Raw genomic sequence first — 18,681 nt, 5'->3', positions numbered from 1 at the left:
ATAGTTTGCCGCCCGCTCGCAGCCCCGCAATCGGAAAACCCGATGAGCTAGCTCTTGCCCACGAAGGGCTGCAGCGCCTGGCTAATTTGGGCGGCGGGCACCACGCCCGCCTGCCGCCACACCGGCTGCCCCTGATGAAAGAGAATGAGCGTGGGGATGCTCTGCACGCGGTATTGCTGGGCCACGGCCGAGTTGCGGTCCACGTCAATCTTGATGACGCGCAGCTTGCCGCCGTGCTGGGCCGCTACCTGCTCCAGAATGGGCGCCATGGTTTTGCAGGGGCCGCACCAGGTGGCATAAAAATCGACCAGCACGGGCATGCCCGGGCTGTTGATGAGTTCGGGAAAGGATTTGCGTGGCACGGTAATGACGAAAGAAAGTGAACGAATAACGGACCCGGTGCGGTATTCCCGGCTGGCCAGGGCCCACTTTCTAAACGAAAAAACCCGGCACATGGCCAGGCTTTCGTTGGTTTCGCTGCTTAAAAAGCCGCCCGTGCGGTGGGCATTTACTTGGTAACCACGCTCACGTCGTTGCCGACTTCGGGAAACACAAACCGGCCACCCACGGCTTTTACGCCTTTTACCCGGCATTCCCAGGTGTAGCGGCCGGGCGCGGCGGCGGCCGCCTCCCCCGATTCGGTTTTGAAATACTGCGGGTCCGAAGGGTCGGTGGGGAACAGCACGTCGACGCCCGTTTGGCCCTGGGCCAGCTCCTTCACCAGGAAGTAGTCTTTGCCGGTACGCTCGCTGTGCACCACAAACGTGGCCGTGTAGGGTCCCAACTGGCCGTATTTATCGAGAATGCCCATTTTGATTTGGGCGTTGGTGCTCACCATCCAGGTTTGGGCGCGCACCGAGGGCGCGGCTCCCAGCAACAAGAGGGCCGTGAGCACGCCGGCTACCCGGCCGGCCAGCGACGGCTGCTTGGTTGAGGTAACGAAGGGTACGGTTGTTATCATGTGGGGAAATAGTGAAAGTTATATGAAACAAAGAGTAAATTAAGCTATGCAAGTAAGCTCAACCCAGGCCAAGGTAGCGCATAGTAAGCATATCAGCAACTTGTGAAAGTTGAACGGTGTTAGCTCAATAAATAACCCTCTTTCTAACTCGCCCTTTTGCAGCTTATGGCAAGGCAGCGCACCCGGCCCTCGGCATGGCCGCCCCTCGATTCACCGGTTACCGTTGGCCCGCAGTGCGGCCTGTGCGAGCGGGAGGTACAAGCCACTTCCCGGCACCACTTGGTACCGCGCGAAGAAGGCGGCAAATACGGCCCCACCGTTGAGCTATGCCAACCCTGCCACAGCAGCGTGCACCGCTTCCTAAGCAACCGCGACCTTGCCCAGCGCTACTCTTCGGTTGAGCTGTTGCGCGCCGCCGAGGAGCTGCAAACCTACCTGCGCTGGATTCGAAAGCAGCGCGTAGAGCGCATCGCCAACCGCCGCGCCCGCCGCTGAGAAGCTATGCAGTTGCCCAAAAAGACGCAAAAAGAACTGTCATGCTGAGCGCAGCCGAAGCATCTCTACCTCGTGACTAATCATTTTAAGCGCCTGTCATGCAGAGCGCAGCGAAGCATCTTATCGCCGCTAAACGAGTCGTTGTGGCGTGATAAGATGCTTCGCTGCGCTCTGCATGACAGACGTAAGGGCTAAAGATTTATACGAGAATCCCTATAGCCCAACTACTCGAATTGAGCTGATGCCACCCGCGCCCTTGCGCACGTTGATTTGGGTGCTCACCCGTTCCTTCAGGGCCTCGACGTGGGAGATGATGCCGATGGTTTTCCCCGTGCCTTGCAGCATCTCCAGGGCCGTGAGGGCCACGTCTAGCGCATCGGGGTCCAGGGTGCCGAAGCCTTCGTCGATGAACAGCGTGTCAATCTGCGTCTTGCGGCCGGCCAGCTCACTCAGACCAAGGGCCAGGGCCAGGCTCACCAAGAAGCTTTCACCGCCCGAAAGCGAGTTCATGGAACGGGTGCTGCCGGCTTGGTACTCGTCCAGAATCAGCAGGTCGAGGTGCTCCTCGGGGTTGCGCAGGATGTGGTAGCGGTCGGTGAGGCGGGTGAGGTGGCGGTTGGCCAGGTCCACCAAGCGGGCCAGGGTGAGGCCTTGAGCAAACTCGCTGAACTTCTTGCCGTCGGCCGAGCCGATGACTTCGGCCAGGCCGCGCCAGCGGCGGGCTTCCTGCTGCTGCTTTTCGAGCTCGGCGGCCATTGCGGCGTGGCGCTCCAGGCCGGTGCGGTGGCTGCTGAGGCGCTCCTGCCGCTGCCCTAGCTGCTGATGGATGGCAGCCAGCTGCTCGCGGTTGGCCTGCAGCTGGCTGGCTATGGTTTCGGCTGGGTCGGGGGTGAGGGCCCGTGCTTGCTCACTGTGGAGCTGGCCGGCCAGGTCAGTCAGGTTTTGCTGGGTGATGGCCAGGTCCTGTTCGTGCTGCTGGAGCTGGCCGGCCAGGCGGCGCACCTCGGCATCGGGCAGGAGCAGGGGGGCGAGGGCCGAGGGGTCGGGCACGAGGCCAGCGGTTTCGAGGCTGGCCACCAAGGCCGCGTGCTGGGTGGCGCGCTCCAGTTGCTGCCGAGCGGCGTCCTGCTCGCGCTGGCGCAGCTGGTTTTCGGCGGTAGTCAGGTCGGTTTCGTGCTTCTGGAGCTGCTGGTCGGCTTCGGTTAGCTGCTTATCAGCCCGTTGAGCTGCGGCTTCCAGCTGCTCTCGGGCCACTGCCACATCGGGGCCGGCAAATAGCAAATGGCGCTGCTCCTTTTGGGTCTTAATGGCTTCGTGCTCGGCCAGCAGCTCGGTCTTGCGGGTGCGCAACCAAGCGTCTACCTCGGCTTTGTCCTGCTCGTCCTTCGCCAAGCCGACTTCGGCTGCTGCCAGCTCCTTTTCGGCCTCGGTCTGGGCCTTCTGCTTGTTCTGGAACTCGATGCCCAGGCCCTTGAGCCTATCAATTAGCTCAGGCCCATTTTCGCCGGAAAAAGTCAAGCCAAAGCTGCTGCTCAGGCTCGCCAGCTGCTCCCGCACCAGGGGCTCGCGCTCCCGGGCATCGGCCAGGTCGGCGCTTACCTGCGTCATTTCGTTGGTCAGCTCCCGGTGCTGGTCGGTGGCCTGCTGAACCCGGCTTTCTGCCTTGGAAAGCACGAGCTCCAGGGCTTGCCGCTGCTGTTCCAGTTCCCGCAGCTGCGGTCCCAGCGCCCGCACCTGCGCAAAAGCATCGGCTTCTTCGGCCTCGGAGAGTGGGGCCGGCGTGCCGGGGCCGGACTGCACCAGCCCACCGTTGTTTTCGAGCATGCCGGTCAGGGCCTGCACGCGGTTGAGCCGGGCATTGAGGGCCCGGACGCGCTGGCCCAGTTCCTCCTCTCGTTCCCGGTCGGCGCGTACCGATTCGGCATTTACGCCCAGCTCACCGGCTGCATACGGGTGCTCGGTGGCTCCACACAACGGGCAGGGCTCGCCCGCGGTGAGGTGCTCACGGGCTTCTTCGTGCGTAAGAATGAGGTGGTGCGCCTGAATGAGGCGCCGCAGGTCGTTTTGGGCCCGTTCCTGGTCGGCGTGCTGCTGGCGGAGGGTCGTTTCGTGGTGCTGCAGGCGCTTGAGCCACTGGTCGCGCTGGGCAGTGGCGGTCTGTTGCTGCTCGCGTACGGCGCTCAATTGCTCGGTGGCGGTGGTAGCCTCCGCGCGGCCCTGGGTGCCAGCAGTAATGGCAGCAGTGAGGCGCAACTGCAGCGTGCGTTCGGCTTGCAGCAGCCGGCCCAGTTCCGCCCGCAGGTGGTCCCAGTCCTGGAGGCTGCCCGTGAGGGCGGGCAGGGCCTCGCCCAACTCTGTGAGGTGTAAGTTCTTAGTGAGCCATTCCTGCACGGCGTGAAGCTGCTGCCGCAGCTCGCGCAGGCGGGTGCTGGCGGCCTCAGTGGTCGCCTTGAGCTGTTTGCACCGCTCATTTTTAACCTCGTATTCCTGGCGATGCTCCCGCAGGCGCTTATCAGCTTCCTGCACCTGCAAATCCAGCTTTTCGGCTTCGCGAAGGCGGGGTTCCTGGTCGCGGCGGGTCGCGGCGGCGGTTTCCCGCGCTTCGGCGGCCGCAGTGCGGGCCTGGCGGGCAGTGGCTACCTGTGCCTGCAGTTGGGGCAGATGTTGGCGCAGCTGCTCGGCCTCACGGGTCAGGTGCCGCAGTTGCTCGTCGGTTTTTTGCAGCAGGGCCCACGGCGTTTGAAAGGGGAGCGCCTGCTCGTGCCGGGCCACGCGCTGCCGCACCGGCGTGAGGGTTTCGGCCTGGGCCGTGAGCTGGTGCAGGCGCGACTGGCTGCGCTGCTGCTGCAGGCCCAGCTCTTCGAGGCGGCGGCGCCAGGTTTGGGCTTCGGTCAGGCGCTGCTGCTCGGCGGTAGCGTGCTGCACGTGCTGGGCCAGCTCCTGCACATCGGCTTCCAGTTCGGTTACTTCTTCGGGGCTTAATAGGGCTACGCCAGCCAGGCCGGCGCGCAGGGTTTCCACCCGTTGGGTTTCCTGCTTGGCGCGCTCGTAGGCTGCCCGGGATATGTCGGAGTATTTGCGCGTGTCCGTTAGCTTTTCCAGCAGCTGGGCCCGCTCGCCGGCGGTCGATTTCAGGAACTTGGTAAACTCGCCCTGGGCCAGCAGCACCGAGCGCAGAAACTGCCGGTATTCCAGCCCACTAAGCTCGGCCACCTTGCCAGGTACCCGCGACTTGTAGGTTTCTAGGAACGGCCAGGTTTCCTCGCCGTCCACGATTTTTTGCTCGCTAAGCTCCATTTTGGAGTCCTGCAGCGGGCCGTCGGCCCGGCGGCGGGCGCGGTGCTGGCCCCACTTGGCCCGGTACACCCCGCCACTGGCCTGAAACTCAACTTCGGCCCAACTCTCGCCCGTGCCGTGGCTCATTACCTGCTCGGGGCCGCTGCCGTCGTGGCGCGGTACCTGCCCGTAGAGGGCCAGCGTAATGGCGTCGAGAATGGTGGTCTTGCCCGCCCCCGTGGGCCCGGTAATGGCAAACAGCCCCGCATCGGACAAGGGGCTGTTGCCGAAGTCGACCTCGTGCTCGCCGCGCAGGGAGTTCAGGTTAAAGAAACGGACGCGGAGAATCTTCATGCGTGGGGCATCCCTTCCAATAGTTCGTCAAATGCGGCCAGCAGCTCGGCGCGGCCGGCTTCCGGCTCGTTTTCCAGCCGCTGCGCAAATACCTGGCGCTCGGTAAAATCATGCAGGCTGGGCGTGAGCGGGGGCTCGTCGCCGGCCGCTTCGCCTAGGGGCCGCAGCTTCACCAGGCGCAGGTGGCGGCGGGCCAGCACTTCCACATGTTTGCGGTCTAGGTCCTGAATAACTTTCAGCAGCGCTTCGGCTACTTCCAACTGGGTGAGCTCGGAGCGCACTTCCACGTCGACCCAGGCGGGCAGCAGGTAGCCGGTGTTGTCGTAGGCCACGAGCAGGCCCAGCACTTCGTCTAGTTCCCCATGAAAACGTAGCAACCGTCGCGTACCCGGCACGGCCAAGGCCACGAGCGTGGCCAGCTTGCCGCCGGCAAAGTCCAGCAGCAGCACTTCCTTGCCGTGGTCTATTTCGGAAAACGACAGCGCAATCGGCGACCCCGAGTAGCGAATGTGCTCGCGTCCACCCACGCGCTGGGGCCGGTGCAAGTGCCCCAGGGCCACGTAATCGAATATCTCCGGGAAATGCTCGGCCGTCACCTGCCCCAGGTTGCCCACGTGGATGGTACGCTCGGAGTCGGAGGGTGCTGCGCCGGCGGCGTAGAGGTGGCCCGTAGCCAGCACGGGCAGGCCATTGGCTTTCAACTGCCACACGTGCTCCACTTCGGCAATGCGGGCGTAGTGGTCGGCAATGCCTTGCTTAAGCCGGGCTTCGCGCTCCTCGGCCGTTTCGCCGGGCACCGACAGGCGCACGTCGCGGTCGCGCAGAAAGGGCACGGCGCACACCACCAGCCCAGGCTGCCCGGCAGCGTCGTTCAAAATCAATACCTGGTCCTCGAAGCAGTCGGGCACGCAGCCCACCACGTGCACCCGCAGGTGGCGCAGCAGCCTGGCCGGCGCATTGAGGGTAGCCGGCGAGTCGTGGTTGCCGCCCACCACCACAATATCGCGGCACTCGGTGGACTGCATTTGCAGCAGGAAATCGTAGTACAGCTCCAGCGCCTGGTTGGAGGGCGAGCCGCTGTCGAAAACGTCGCCGGCAATCACCAGGATTTCCACGGCGTGCTCACGCACCGTGGCCACCAGCCAGTGCAGGAAGTGGCGGTGCTCGTCGGTGCGCTCGTGGCCGCTGATGAAGCGCTGGCCGAGGTGCCAGTCGGCGGTGTGGAGGACGCGCATAGGGTAGAGATAATCTCAAAGATACCCATGCGGCAAGGAATGCAAAAAGCCCCGGCAAATGCGCTGGGGCTTTTTTGGATGTTGAGATAATGCTGAATTGAATTTAAAGCTGATAGAGAAACAAAGCTAACGTTCCCTTTACCTGCCCTATTTATTAACGCCAAACCACTTGCTGGCTGCGAGCTTTTGTTATTTAATTTATTTTATTGACCGAATTTTTAGCAGCAATCTGAAAGCAGTAATTTCTAATTTTCATTAAGGAGCATCCAAGACGTACCGAATCTATCGCGCAGCATGGCAAAACGATTCGCAAAGAAGGTCTTTTCCATCTTCATAAAGATTTCGCCATCAGTGGAAAGTAGATTGTAGATGTGTTCTGCTTTTTCCGGCGTATCAAGTCTAAGCGTAAGATAGGCGCTACGCATAGGTTCGGCACCAAGAATGTCGGCGCCCCTAACCAAAGTGCCACCTATCTCGAGTATAGCATGAAGAATTGGGCGCTCCCATTCAGGGGGAAATTGGGATGCGGTTGTTGGTGAGGCATCATCATATTTATTTTCCCACCAAGATGCTGCTCGTAAAATCGAAACGCTTTTTCGCAATGCCCTGGATAGTTGACGTAAATGTCAAGCTTCATTGAATGGTCGGTCATAATTCTTGCCCTTATTTAATTAATAGTTTAATTATTTGGAAAGAAGGTTTTGTCTTTCAAAAATAAAGAATGGCGTTACGACAAACGAACAACTTACTGCGTCAATTATAATGGGTTGGTTTTGGTTGTTTTAATACGCTTGGTTCGACATTAGAACGTATGCATCAGCGCTTGCTGTCAGCCGGAGTACTAAGGCACTAGATGAGCAGCGTGATTCCGCCCCACTTGTGCGGAATTACGCTGCTGTAAACGCTGTATATAAGGTGGTGCTAGTGCACCGCCTGCTTCTGAAACTCCGTGATGGCATCGCCCAAGTTCAGCACTTCCACGCCGGGCAGCGCCTGCTGCAGGATGCTGGCGCCCGCAGCGGAGCGGTAGCCGCCGGCGCAATGCACCAGCACGGGCTTGTCGGTCGGCACTTCGTGAGCCCGCTCGCGCAGCTCGGGCAGGGGGATGAGCAAGGCGTTCTCGAACACCGGAACCCTGGCTTCGGCCCGGTTGCGGATGTCGACGATGGTGAAGGCTTCGGGGTGCTCGCGCACCTGGGCTACATCGACTTCGGGCGAAGTAGCCGGAAGCGAGAGCGGAGCCAGCAGAGCGCCTTTGATGTTGCCTTCGTAGCCAATCTTCGCCGATTTGCGGACTACGGTATCCAGCGCAATCTGCGAGTCGGCGAGGAGGTAAAACGGCTCCTTGGGGCCCACGATGGAGCCCAGCCAGGTTTCAAATTTGCCGCCATCCTGCAGGTTGATGGCGCCCGGCAGGTGGCCCGCGCGGAACTTGGCCGCCGGGCGGGTGTCGATGAGCAAAACGCCCGGCTCCAGCACGGCGGCGCTGCTGAGGGTGGGCACCGCCCGGATACTGTCTTCGAAGCTTGGGGCACCTTGCTTGTTGAGCTTCACATCGTGCCCGAAATACTTGGGCACAAAGGGCTGGTCTTCCAGTAGCACCTTGACAAACTCGTCCTGCGACATGGGCTGCAGGGCGTAGTTGGTCTTGAGCTCTTTGGCGATGGTGCTGTCGAGGTCGGGGCTGGTGGTCTTGCCGCAGAGCGAGCCGGGGCCGTGCGCGGGGTACACGCGGGTGGTGCCGGGCAGGGTCATGAGCTTGTTGCGGGTGCTGCGGTAGAGCTGGGCCGCGAGCTCCTCGCGCTTGTGCCCGCCCACGGCTTCCTCCTCGCGCAAATCGGGCCGGCCCACGTCGCCCACGAAGAGGGTGTCGCCGGTAAAGACGGCGCGGCTTTGGGCCAGCTCGTCCAGCAGCAGGATGCTGATGCTGTCGGGCGAGTGGCCGGGGGTGTTGATGGCGTGCAGCTCCACGTTGCCCAGCTTAATCCGGTCGCCATCGTCGAAGGCTTTGTGGGGGTACTTGGCGCCCAGCAACTTGCTGCAGTAGATGGTGGCCTCGGTTTCTTCCGCAATTTCCAGGTGCGACGACACAAAATCGGCGTGCGGGTGCGTCTCAATTACGGCGATGATGTCGGCCTCGTGCTCGTCGGCAAAATCGTAGTAGGGTTGGGGGTCGCGGCCCGGGTCGATGACGGCAACCTGGCGGCCGCACCGTACGGCGTAGCTGGCGTGGGCCAGGCCCTTGTCGTAAAACTGCTGAATTTGCACGGCCGAAGCCGTGCTACTGGGGAGGGGAGGCATTGCGTTTGGGGTATTAAGGCTGCATTTGGAGCCAGGTGGCTAGGCCAAATATAAGCAAGTAGCCGAATGCGGAAATCGGTTCAGCTTAAGCCAAAATACGAAAAAGCCCCCACCTATCAGGCGGAGGCTTTTTGGAACCGGGGCCGAGGCCCGCGGTTACGCTTTGGCTTTCATTTTCATTTTGCCGCCGCCCTGCAGCTTGCCGTGGCCGTGGTGCTCTTCCTTCAGCTTGTCGAACTTGGCGTACTGGTCGGCCGTCAGGATGGCTTTGAGCTGGGCCTGGTAGCGCTCGTGGGCGGCCTTCATCTCGGCGCGTCCGGCTTTTTTGTCGGCGCCGTACTTGGTTTTGAGGGCCGCGGTTTCCTGCTGGCGGGCCAGCATCAACTGCTCAACTTTGGCTTCCTGGTCGGCCGTCAGTCCAAGTTCCTTGGCTAGTTTGGCGGCCCGGTGGTCGGCTTTTTGGGCGGGGGTGGCGTGGCCTTTTCCTTTGTGCGCTTTCAGGGTAGTAGCGGCGGGGGCGGTGGTCTGGGCAAAGCTGGTGCCGGCGGTGGTCAGGGCCAGGGCAGCCAGCAGAATCAGGTTCTTTTTCATGAGGTAATTGGAGGATTGAGAAGGGTCTATTGCGGGAGGAGGGGCGGCTGTGCTTAATAAGATGCATGTGCCTTGCCAGAAGATTTGCAAGCGGTATGCCAGGAATAGTTGAGCCAGGATGCGCACCTGATGCAATCGATAAGCAGGTGCTTTTTCCGGACAAAGCCGCTGGATTAATCCTTCGTAGCGGGAGGCGGGGTGCAGGTTGGCGGCTTCCATTTAGTGGCTCAAATTCCGGCCTTCCACCCCGGCCGGGGCGTGTTCCGACTACTTTCTGGGCTAAATCTTTCTGAGCTAAACCTGATGCGAGGAAATGCCCAGGCGGCGAAAGCACGGACGCTGCTCGAATATCCCAAGGCTAGCGGGCTGTCCCTACACTGGCTATGATAGCCCAATCTGTGTCGGGTTTAAGCCGCTCATTCTGAGCAGTGGTTTCCTGTTTGCCATTGCCTCTAAAGGGCGAAAACCGGGATGGAGCGAATTTGCTGCCTATATTTCGGGCCTGTCGGTGTCACTTTTCAATATTTTCATTGCGAATGGGCCCGACGGTTCTGTTTAAAAGGCTTTTTATTTCACACTTCTTCCTTCTTCATACTTAAAACATGGCAAGTATTTTCGCCAAAAAACCCCTGGCCGTGCTTCTGGGCGAGGCCAATTCCACCGGGCACGGGACCCTGAAGCGGACGCTGGGCGCGGGCAACCTCGTGGCGCTGGGCGTGGGCGCCATCATCGGGGCGGGCCTGTTTGTGCGCACGGCGGCGGCGGCGGCCCAGGCTTCGGGCCCGGGCGTCACGCTGGCGTTCATCGTGGCCGCCATTGGCTGCGTGTTTGCGGGCCTGTGCTACGCCGAGTTCGCGGCCATGATTCCCATTGCCGGCTCGGCCTACACCTACGCCTACACCACCATGGGCGAGTTTGTGGCCTGGGTAATCGGCTGGGCCCTCATCATGGAATACGCGCTGGGCGCGGCTACCGTGAGCATTGCCTGGAGCGAATACCTCAACAAGCTCCTGCAGGTGTTTGGGATGAGTATACCGTACAACCTGAGCCACTCGCCCTTCGAAAGCGCCGTGGTGAACGGCGTAACCGAGCACGGCCTCATCAACCTGCCAGCCCTGCTGGTGATTGTGGCGCTGAGCCTGTTGCTGGTAAAAGGCACGCAGGAGTCGGCCATGTTCAACGCTGTAGTGGTGGTGCTGAAAGTGCTTATCGTACTGGTGTTTATCGCAGTGGGCTGGCAGTTTATCAACCCCGCCAACCACACGCCTTACCTGATTCCTGAGAACGCCGAGCCGGTGAAAAACGCCGCTGGCGACGTGGTGCGCAGCTACACCGAGTGGAACAAGCACGGCTTCGGGGGCATCCTGGGTGGTGCTGCCATCGTGTTTTTTGCCTTCATTGGGTTTGATGCCGTGAGCACCGCCGCGCAGGAAGCCAAAAACCCCAAGCGCGACATGCCCATCGGCATCCTGGGCTCGCTGGCCATTTGCACCGTTCTCTACATCCTGTTCGGCCACGTGCTGACCGGCGTGGCCAACTGGCGCGAATTTGCTGACCCGGCTCTGGGCGGCGAAGCCTCGGTAACCTACGCCATCAAGGCGCACATGCCCGGCTACGGCTGGCTGGCCACGGCCGTCACGGTGGCCATTCTGCTTGGCTTCTCGTCGGTAATGCTCGTGATGCTCATGGGCCAGAGCCGCGTGTTCTTCTCGATGGCCAAGGACGGTCTCATGCCCAAAGCCTTCTCGGAACTGCACCCTCGCTTCAACACGCCCTACAAATCCAACCTTATGCTGATGGTGTTTGTGGGCCTGTTTGCGGCCTTCGTGCCCGGCTCGTTGGCCGGCGACCTCACCTCGTTCGGTACCCTGCTGGCCTTCGTGCTGGTGAGCCTGGGCGTGTGGATTATGCGCCGCTCCGACCCCGACCAGCCCCGGCCGTTCCGCTCGCCGCTCTCTTCGCCCAGCTTCCCGCTGGTGCCTATCATGGGCGCGCTCATCTGCCTGCTGCTGATTGTGGCCCTCGATGCCTTCACCCTGAAAGTGGCGTTGGGCTGGATGCTGCTTGGCTTTGTGGTCTACTTCCTCTACGGCCGTAGAAAATCGCTGCTCCAGAAAGGCATCGTGGTAGTGCCGACGGAGATGGAAGAGGCGGCCTTTATTGAGCCCAGCGACAAAAATCTGTAATCTGCCTTAGATAGCTAAGTCATTAAAAAGCCCCGCCGGTTCAAACCGGCGGGGCTTTTTACTTTGGGTGTAATTACTGGAAGAACGCAAAAGGAAGCCCCTCTACCGCTTTCTCGCGCCGTCTGTCATGCAGAGCGCAGCGAAGCATCTTATCAGGTTAGAACGAATCGTTGAGCCGTTATAAGATGCTTCCTTCGTCAGCATGACAAATGGCGCGGTCGAGATTCTTCAGCATCGCTTACCATGATAGGCTACACGACCGATAACCGATATCGATGTCGTGCCACTCAGCTCGCCGCTTTTACTTCGCTTTTGAGCTTGAGCACCCGGTCGCCGTTTTCCTGCACGATGACCAGGGCGGGGTCGGCGGCGGAGCCGTTGCGGTGAATCTCGGAGCCCTTTATGGTGCGCGAAACGGGCTCTTTGTGCACCGATTCAATTTTGCCAGTTGCGGTGCCGGTGCCGTATTTCCAGGTGACTTTGGTGCCTTTGCGCATGGGAAACGGGAGAAGAAGGGTGAAAAATCAGGGGACGTAATTAATTCTTACTGGCAATTGAGCTGGACCGTTGCCAGACGGTGGGCGCGGGCGCTACATTTGACGAGAAAGCGGGAAGCAACGCCGTTGCTTCGGGCAAATTACTCGGGTTTAGCACCATACTTTTTGAATGAAAATTTTTAATCAGGATGTGCCGCTCACGGCACTGCTCGCGCTGGCGGGCTCGGCGGCCGTGGCGCAGCCCGGCACGTTCCCACGCAACGGCGTGTACGACCAGCGCCCCGGGGTGTTTGCTTTCACCCACGCCACGCTGTTCACCGATTACCAAACCAAAATCAGTGACGGCACGCTACTGATTCGGGACGGGAAAGTAGTGGCGACTGGCCCGGCGGCTTCCGTGAAAATCCCGGCCGGTGCCGTGGTGCAGGACGTGCGCGGCAAGTTCATCTACCCCGGTTTTGTGGACGTGTACACCAGCTACGGCGTGCCCGAAACCAAAGCGTCGGAGCGCCAGGGACGCCGGGCTGCCCCGCAGTTCGACAGCCAAAAAACCGGCGCGTATAACTGGAACCAAGCCGTGCACCCCGAAGTAAACGCGGCCGAGCAGTTCAAAATCAACGAAGAGCAGGCCGCCGCGTACCGGGCCCTGGGCTTCGGCGCCGTGCTCACGCAGCAGGCCGATGGCATCATGCGCGGCACGGCGGCCTTGGTCAGCCTCAATACCAACCGCCGCGAGCACGAGGTGATGCTGCTGGAAAAAGCCGCCTCGGGCCTATCGTTCGACAAAGGCACCAGCACCCAGGACTACCCCGGCTCGCTGATGGGCAGCATTGCCCTGCTCCGCCAAACCTACCTCGACGCGCAGTGGAACCAGCGCAACCCGCGCCGCGAGCAAAACCTGTCGCTGCAGGCCCTCACTAAGCAGAAGGCCCTGCCGGCCATTTTTCAGGTCACGGACAAACTCTCGGCGCTGCGGGCCGACCGGGTGGGCGATGAGGCCGGCCAACAATACATTATCAAGGGGAACGGTGACGAATACCAACGGCTCAACGACCTGAAAGCCACCGGCGCCACCTTCGTGCTGCCCCTCAACTACCCCGAGGCTTACAACGTGGACGACGTGTATGATGCCTTGCGCATTCCCCTCGAAGACCTGAAGCACTGGGAGTTGGCCCCCGCCAACGCGGCCCGCCTCAGCCAGGCCGGCGTGCCGTTTGCCCTCACCGCAGCCGACCTCAAGGACAAAAAGAAGTTCCTGCCCAACCTGCGCAAAGCCGCCAAGTACGGCCTGAGCGAAACCGATGCCTTGCGCGCCCTTACCGAAACGCCTGCCCACCTGCTGCACGCCCAGGACCGCATCGGGGCCCTGAAGCCCGGCATGGAAGCCAACTTCATCGTGTGCTCGGCCCGCTTCCTGGCCGACGACAACGTGGTGCTCGACAACTGGGTGCAGGGCGAACGGTACCAGGTCAGCACCGTGCCGGCCGACTTTCGCGGCGTGTACACCTTTAAGGTTGGCGAGCAACCCGAGGCCCGCCTGCTTATTCAGGGCAAACCCGAGGCCCCAGAGCTGAGAATTGTGTCCACTGCCGGCGATACCGTTCGCGGCAATGTGAACGTGACCAGCGACTTGGCCACCATTGTGTACAATCCCAGCGACAAAGTGAAAGGGAAAAGAGGGCCGGATAAAAGTGCCAATGCCCCGAACCAAGTCCCAAGCCCTACGCCCGGCTCCGTGCGCCTGAGTGGCTTCTACACCCAGGAGGGCCGCGTGTTTCAGGGCGATGGCCTGCTGGCCGATGGCACGCCGGTGAAGTGGCGCGCCGCGCGCCAGGAAGAAGCCAGCCGCGCGGCCAAGCGCGACTCGGCCAAGGTGACCCCGCTGCCGGTGCTCGGCAACATTACGTTCCCGTTTGCCGCCTACGGCCGGTCGGCCATCCCCAGCCAGCAGGCCACGCTCATCAAAAACACCACGGTGTGGACCAGCGAGGCCGCGGGTAAGCTCGAAAACACCGACGTGCTGCTGGAAAACGGCAAAATCACCAAAATTGGCAAGAACCTGGCCCTGCCCAAGGGCGCCCGCAGCATCGACGGCGCGGGCAAGCATCTCTCGCCGGGCATCATCGACGAGCACTCGCACATCGCCATTGCCGGCGGCGTGAACGAAGGCACCCAGGCCGTGACTAGCGAGGTGCGCGTGGGCGACGTGGTGGACAACGAGGACGTGGGCATCTACCGCGACCTGGCGGGCGGCGTGGTGGCGGCGCAGCTGCTGCACGGCTCGGCCAACCCCATAGGCGGGCAGTCGGCGCTGGTAAAGTTTCGCTGGGGCGCCACGCCCGATGACATGCGAATTGCCGGCGCGCCGGGCTTTATCAAGTTTGCCCTGGGCGAAAACGTAAAGCAAAGCAACCGCAACGAGCTTAGCGTGCTGCGCTTCCCGCAGACGCGCATGGGCACCGAGCAGGTATTTGTGGATGCCTTTACCCGCGCCAAGGAATACGAGAAAGACCTGGCGGGCTACAAAAAGCTCAGCAAAAGCAAGCAGAAAACCACCGAGGCTCCGCGCCGCGATTTGGAGCTGGAAGCCTTGGTCGAAATTCTCAACCGCCAGCGCTTCATTACCTGCCACAGCTACGTGCAAAGCGAAATCAACATGCTGCTGAACGTGGCCGACCGCATGGGCTTCAAGGTGAATACCTTCACTCACATTCTGGAGGGCTACAAAGTGGCCGATAAGATGAAAGCCCACGGCGCCAATGCCAGCACGTTCTCGGACTGGTGGGCGTATAAAAACGAGGTAAGGGACGCCATTCCGTACAACGCGGCCATTATGACGCGGGCCGGCCTGAACGTGGCCATCAACTCCGACGACGCCGAAATGAGCCGCCGCCTCAACCAGGAAGCCGCCAAAACCGTGAAGTACGGCGGCCTGACCGAAGAAGAGGCCCTGCGCCTGGTCACCATCAATCCGGCCAAAATGCTGCACCTCGACGCCCACATGGGCTCCATCAAGGAAGGCAAGGACGCCGACGTGGTGCTCTGGACCGATAACCCCCTCAGCATCTACGCCCGCCCCGAATACACCTTCGTGGACGGCCGCGAAATGTTCAGCCTCAGCACCGACGCTGCCCTGCGTGCCGACATGCAGAAGGAGCGGCAGCGCATCGTGCAAGCCATGCTGCTGGCCAAAAAGAGCGGCGCGCCCACGCAGTCGGCGCCCAGCAAAGCCCAGGGCCTCTGGCACTGCGACACAATCGGCCAGGAAAAAGAGCTTGCCAAATAATTCAGTCTTCGAAACCATGCGCATATCCGCTTTATTATTTGTCTGCCTGCCCCTCGCCGCCCTGGCCCAGGTGCCCACACCGGCGCCGCCCCAAGCCAAGCCCGTGCTCATTACCGGCGCCACGCTGCACGTGGGCAACGGCACCGTGGTGCCCAATGCCACGGTTGCCTTCGACAAAGGCCGCTTGACCTATGCCGGGCCCGCCGCGGGCTTCACGCAGGACAAAGCCGGCTTCGAGGCCATTGATGCCACGGGCCAGCAGCTATATCCGGGGCTGATACTGCCGAATACGACCCTGGGCCTGACCGAAGTCGAATCCATCCGGGCTACGGTGGACGAGGAGGAAGTAGGCACGCTCAATCCCAACGTGCGGGCCCTGATTGCCTACAATACGGACTCCGACATTCTGCCCACCGTGCGCACCAACGGCGTACTGCTGGCCCAACCTACCCCGCGCGGTGGGCTGCTGGCCGGCCAGAGCAGCGTGGTGCAGCTCGACGCCTGGAACTGGCAGGATGCCGTGGTGCGCGCCGACGACGGCCAGCATCTCACCTGGCCCGCCATGGTATTTCGCATCAACCCCACCGAAGACGCCGCGGCCCTAGACCGCCGCCAGAAAGCCCGCGAAGCCCAGCTGCGCGACCTGGAGCAGCTCTTCGGCGAAGCCAATGCCTACCGCCAAGCGCCGGCCGGCCGCCCCGAAAACCTACGCCTTGCCGCGCTGGCGGGCCTTTTTGATGGCTCCAAAACGCTGTACCTGCACGCCGACTACGGCAAGGAAATCATCGAAGCCGTGCGGTTTGCCCGCCGCATGGGTGCGCAGAAGGTGGCCGTGGTGGGGGCCCGCGATGCCTGGATGGTGCTCGATTTCCTGAAGCAAAACGATGTGAGCGTGGTCGTGTCGCGGATTCATGCGCTGCCCCGCCGCGATGCCGACGACTACGACCAGCCCTACAAGCTGCCTGCGCAGCTCCAGGCCGCGGGCGTCCGGTTTTGCCTCGATTACCAGGGCAGCATGGAAACGGCTGGTTCCCGCAACCTGGCCTTTATTGCCGGTACTGCCTCCGCGTTTGGCCTGAGCAAGGAGCAGGCCCTGACGGCCGTGACCCTGAGCCCGGCCCAAATGATGGGCATCGACAAGGACTACGGCACGCTGGAAACCGGCAAAAGCGCCACCCTGGTGCTGAGCAAGGGCGACCTGCTGGACATGCGAACCAATGCCGTGTTGCGCGCCTTTATCGATGGCCGCAGCATCTCGCTGGATAGCAAGCAAACGTACCTGGCGAATAAATTCCGCAGCAAATACGGGCTGTAATGGGGCTGAAAACGTGGCTGCGGAGTGGGCACCTGCCGGTATGCTTTCCCGGCTTGAAATGCACAGTTCACCTTTCCCGCCGTTCTTTTGCGTTGTTCACCCACGCGGGCTCGTTTCCTGCCCGCCCCCGCTGATGTTTCGATTGTTGCTGTTGGGCCTGCTGTTGCCCGTTTTTGCCCACGCCCAAACCACCTTTGTGCCCGATGAGCGGGCTTTCTACGGGCTGATTGACCGCGGGAGTGGGCGCTGCCTCGACGTGGCCAGCGCCAGCACCGCCAGTGGCGCGCCCGCCGTGCAGTGGGAGTTTACGCACGGGCTCAGCCAGCAGTGGCGCTTTGTGCCGCTGCGGGCCGGCAGCGACTACTACCGCATCGAGGCCCGCCACAGCAACCAGTGCCTCACCGTGAGCAAGGCCGGCGAAAACATGGCCCTGGTGCAGCGGCCCTTTCAGGGCAGCGCCGAGCAGCAGTGGCGTCTGGTGCCGGCCGGCCCGGCGGGCAGCTACCAGCTCGAAAACAAGAGCGAAGGGCGGTGCGCGGCCCTGGCCTCTTCGGATAAATTCAACGGCACGCCGGTGCTGGCCCAGAAAGGCAACGGCCGGGCCAGCCAGCAGTGGCGCCTGTTTCGGCTCCGGCTCAACGTGGTGGAAGGCCCTTCGCCATTTGGCCCCCCCAAGCCCCTGGCCGGCCCCGTAAACTCGCCCGGCAACGAAGTGCACCCCGTGCTGAGCCCCGACGGCAACACGCTGTACGTGGCGCGCACCAAGTTTGCGGGCAACACCGAAGGCAATACCGACTCCGGCGATGCCTGGATGAGCCAGAGCGCCGACCACGGCCAGACCTGGGGCCCGTCCACGCGCCTCGACGCCATCAACACCCCCCAAAACAACGAAGTAGTGGCCGCGGTGGGGCCCGAGGGGCGCACGCTGTACGTGCGCGGCACCTACGACCCAAACGGCTTTCGCGACGAGAGCCTGAGCAAGGTGCCCAAGGCGGCGGCCACGAGTGGCACCAGCAAAGGCGTGAGGCCCGAGGGGCTGCGGGTGGCCAACTACTATTCGGCGGTGCCGGGCACTGGCTTCTTTGTGAGCCAGGACGAAAAAACCCTGCTGCTCTCGCTGGAGCGCGGCGATTCCGAAGGCGGCAACGACCTGTACCTGAGCCGGCCCGACGGCAACGGCGGCTTCACCGAGCCCCAGTCCCTGGGCCCGGTACTCAACTCGCCCGGCTTTGACTTTGCCCCTTGGCTGGCGCCTGACGGCAAAACCCTGTATTTTGCCTCTTATGGCCACATGGGGTACGGCTCGGCTGATATTTTTGTGAGCGAGCGGCTCGACAACAGCTGGAGCAAGTGGAGCGAGCCTCGCAACCTGGGGCCGGTACTCAACGGCCCGGGCTTCAACGCCTACTTCAGCTTGACGCCCGATGGCAAAACCGCCTATTACTCGTCGTCGACCACGGTAAACGGGACCAGCGACATCTGGCGGACGGGCCGCGCAGTACCCGCCGATTCGCTGCCGGCCGCGCCGGTGGCCGCCGTGACCGAAGCCCCGGCCCGCGCTTACCTGACCGGCCGTGTGCTGGATGCCCGCACCAAGCAGCCGGTGCCGGGCGCCATTGTGAAGGCCAACCTGCTGGCTAATGCCGCCGGGGTGCAGTTCAATGCCACTAGCAAGGCCGACAATACCGGCGGCTACCAAATCTCCCTGCTGCCGGGCAAGTACTACCTCTCGGCCATGGGCGGCGGCTTCCTCACCGTGGGCGATACGCTGATTGCCACTGGCTCGCCGCGGCGCGACCTGCTGCTACTGCCCGCCGCCGTGGGGGCAAAAGTGGACCTGCCATCCATCATTTTCGCGCAGGGCAAGGCCGGTTTGCTGGGCTCGTCCTACAGCGAACTCAACCGCCTGGCCATTGCCCTGCAAGCCAGCCCAACCACGGAAGTGCGCCTGGAAGGCCACACCGATAATGTGGGCCCGGCCGATAAAAACCAGCAGCTATCCGAAGACCGGGTGGCCGAAGTGAAACGCTACCTCGTGGGCCGAGGCGTCGATGAAAAGCGCATTACCACAGTCGGCTTTGGCGGCTCGAAACCGAAGTTCTCCAACGACCGCGAAGAAACCCGCCGCCTGAACCGCCGGGTTGAACTGGTGATTGTGAAGTAAGCCGGCATCGCCGGACCGCC

Annotated in this window: 13 protein-coding genes; 5 read left to right on the top strand and 8 right to left on the bottom strand. The window is 62.1% G+C overall.

Going from position 1 to position 18,681, the window contains the following annotated elements; all coding sequences use genetic code 11:
* Window positions 1–47: 47 nt before the first annotated feature.
* On the bottom strand, window positions 48–362 hold the full coding sequence (gene trxA / locus AUC43_RS16470) for a thioredoxin (protein ID WP_071886118.1): 315 nt from the start codon (window positions 360–362) through the stop codon (window positions 48–50).
* Between the two features lie 146 nt (window positions 363–508).
* On the bottom strand, window positions 509–961 hold the full coding sequence (locus AUC43_RS16465; protein WP_068196138.1) for a hypothetical protein: 453 nt from the start codon (window positions 959–961) through the stop codon (window positions 509–511).
* Between the two features lie 165 nt (window positions 962–1,126).
* On the opposite strand from AUC43_RS16465, the gene AUC43_RS16460 reads away from it, so the two are divergent.
* The gene (locus AUC43_RS16460; RefSeq protein ID WP_071885951.1) at window positions 1,127–1,456 is read left to right on the top strand and encodes a restriction endonuclease; all 330 of its coding nucleotides are present in this window, start codon (window positions 1,127–1,129) and stop codon (window positions 1,454–1,456) included.
* A gap of 213 nt (window positions 1,457–1,669) precedes the next feature.
* Here AUC43_RS16460 and AUC43_RS16455 read toward each other — a convergent pair whose 3' ends face one another.
* The 5 genes from AUC43_RS16455 to AUC43_RS16430 all read right to left on the bottom strand — a co-directional run bounded on the left by AUC43_RS16455 (window position 1,670) and on the right by AUC43_RS16430 (window position 9,213).
* Complete coding sequence (locus AUC43_RS16455; protein ID WP_068196134.1) at window positions 1,670–5,086, bottom strand: AAA family ATPase; 3,417 nt, start codon at window positions 5,084–5,086, stop codon at window positions 1,670–1,672.
* On the bottom strand, window positions 5,083–6,321 hold the full coding sequence (gene sbcD, locus AUC43_RS16450) for an exonuclease subunit SbcD (protein ID WP_068196130.1): 1,239 nt from the start codon (window positions 6,319–6,321) through the stop codon (window positions 5,083–5,085). The genes AUC43_RS16455 and sbcD overlap by 4 nt, the downstream gene beginning before the upstream one ends.
* A gap of 245 nt (window positions 6,322–6,566) precedes the next feature.
* Window positions 6,567–6,923 carry a VOC family protein gene (locus AUC43_RS21075; protein WP_157781132.1) on the bottom strand — a complete coding sequence of 119 codons (357 nt, stop codon included), beginning with the start codon at window positions 6,921–6,923 and terminating at the stop codon, window positions 6,567–6,569.
* A 319-nt stretch (window positions 6,924–7,242) separates the two neighbouring features.
* Window positions 7,243–8,622 (bottom strand): MBL fold metallo-hydrolase, encoded by a 1,380-nt coding sequence (locus AUC43_RS16435; protein ID WP_082685146.1) that lies wholly within the window; start codon window positions 8,620–8,622, stop codon window positions 7,243–7,245.
* A 156-nt stretch (window positions 8,623–8,778) separates the two neighbouring features.
* Window positions 8,779–9,213, bottom strand: a complete 435-nt coding sequence (locus AUC43_RS16430) for a hypothetical protein (protein ID WP_068196122.1) — start codon at window positions 9,211–9,213, stop codon at window positions 8,779–8,781.
* Window positions 9,214–9,815: 602 nt separating this feature from the next.
* On the opposite strand from AUC43_RS16430, the gene AUC43_RS16425 reads away from it, so the two are divergent.
* The gene (locus AUC43_RS16425; RefSeq protein ID WP_068196119.1) at window positions 9,816–11,399 is read left to right on the top strand and encodes an amino acid permease; all 1,584 of its coding nucleotides are present in this window, start codon (window positions 9,816–9,818) and stop codon (window positions 11,397–11,399) included.
* A 287-nt stretch (window positions 11,400–11,686) separates the two neighbouring features.
* Here AUC43_RS16425 and AUC43_RS16420 read toward each other — a convergent pair whose 3' ends face one another.
* Complete coding sequence (locus AUC43_RS16420) at window positions 11,687–11,896, bottom strand: hypervirulence associated TUDOR domain-containing protein (RefSeq protein WP_068196115.1); 210 nt, start codon at window positions 11,894–11,896, stop codon at window positions 11,687–11,689.
* 169 nt (window positions 11,897–12,065) lie between these two features.
* Between AUC43_RS16420 and AUC43_RS16415 the strand changes: the two genes are divergently transcribed.
* The 3 genes from AUC43_RS16415 to AUC43_RS16405 all read left to right on the top strand — a co-directional run bounded on the left by AUC43_RS16415 (window position 12,066) and on the right by AUC43_RS16405 (window position 18,661).
* Complete coding sequence (locus tag AUC43_RS16415; protein WP_068196113.1) at window positions 12,066–15,182, top strand: amidohydrolase family protein; 3,117 nt, start codon at window positions 12,066–12,068, stop codon at window positions 15,180–15,182.
* 16 nt (window positions 15,183–15,198) lie between these two features.
* Window positions 15,199–16,497, top strand: a complete 1,299-nt coding sequence (locus AUC43_RS16410; RefSeq protein WP_068196109.1) for an amidohydrolase family protein — start codon at window positions 15,199–15,201, stop codon at window positions 16,495–16,497.
* A gap of 133 nt (window positions 16,498–16,630) precedes the next feature.
* Window positions 16,631–18,661 carry an RICIN domain-containing protein gene (locus AUC43_RS16405; RefSeq protein WP_199243461.1) on the top strand — a complete coding sequence of 677 codons (2,031 nt, stop codon included), beginning with the start codon at window positions 16,631–16,633 and terminating at the stop codon, window positions 18,659–18,661.
* Window positions 18,662–18,681: the final 20 nt, after the last annotated feature.

This window comes from Hymenobacter sedentarius (genome assembly GCF_001507645.1).
Taxonomy (GTDB): domain Bacteria; phylum Bacteroidota; class Bacteroidia; order Cytophagales; family Hymenobacteraceae; genus Hymenobacter; species Hymenobacter sedentarius.
The sequence above is the reverse complement of the archived record's forward strand: the minus strand, read 5'-3'. Positions and strand labels throughout refer to the sequence as shown.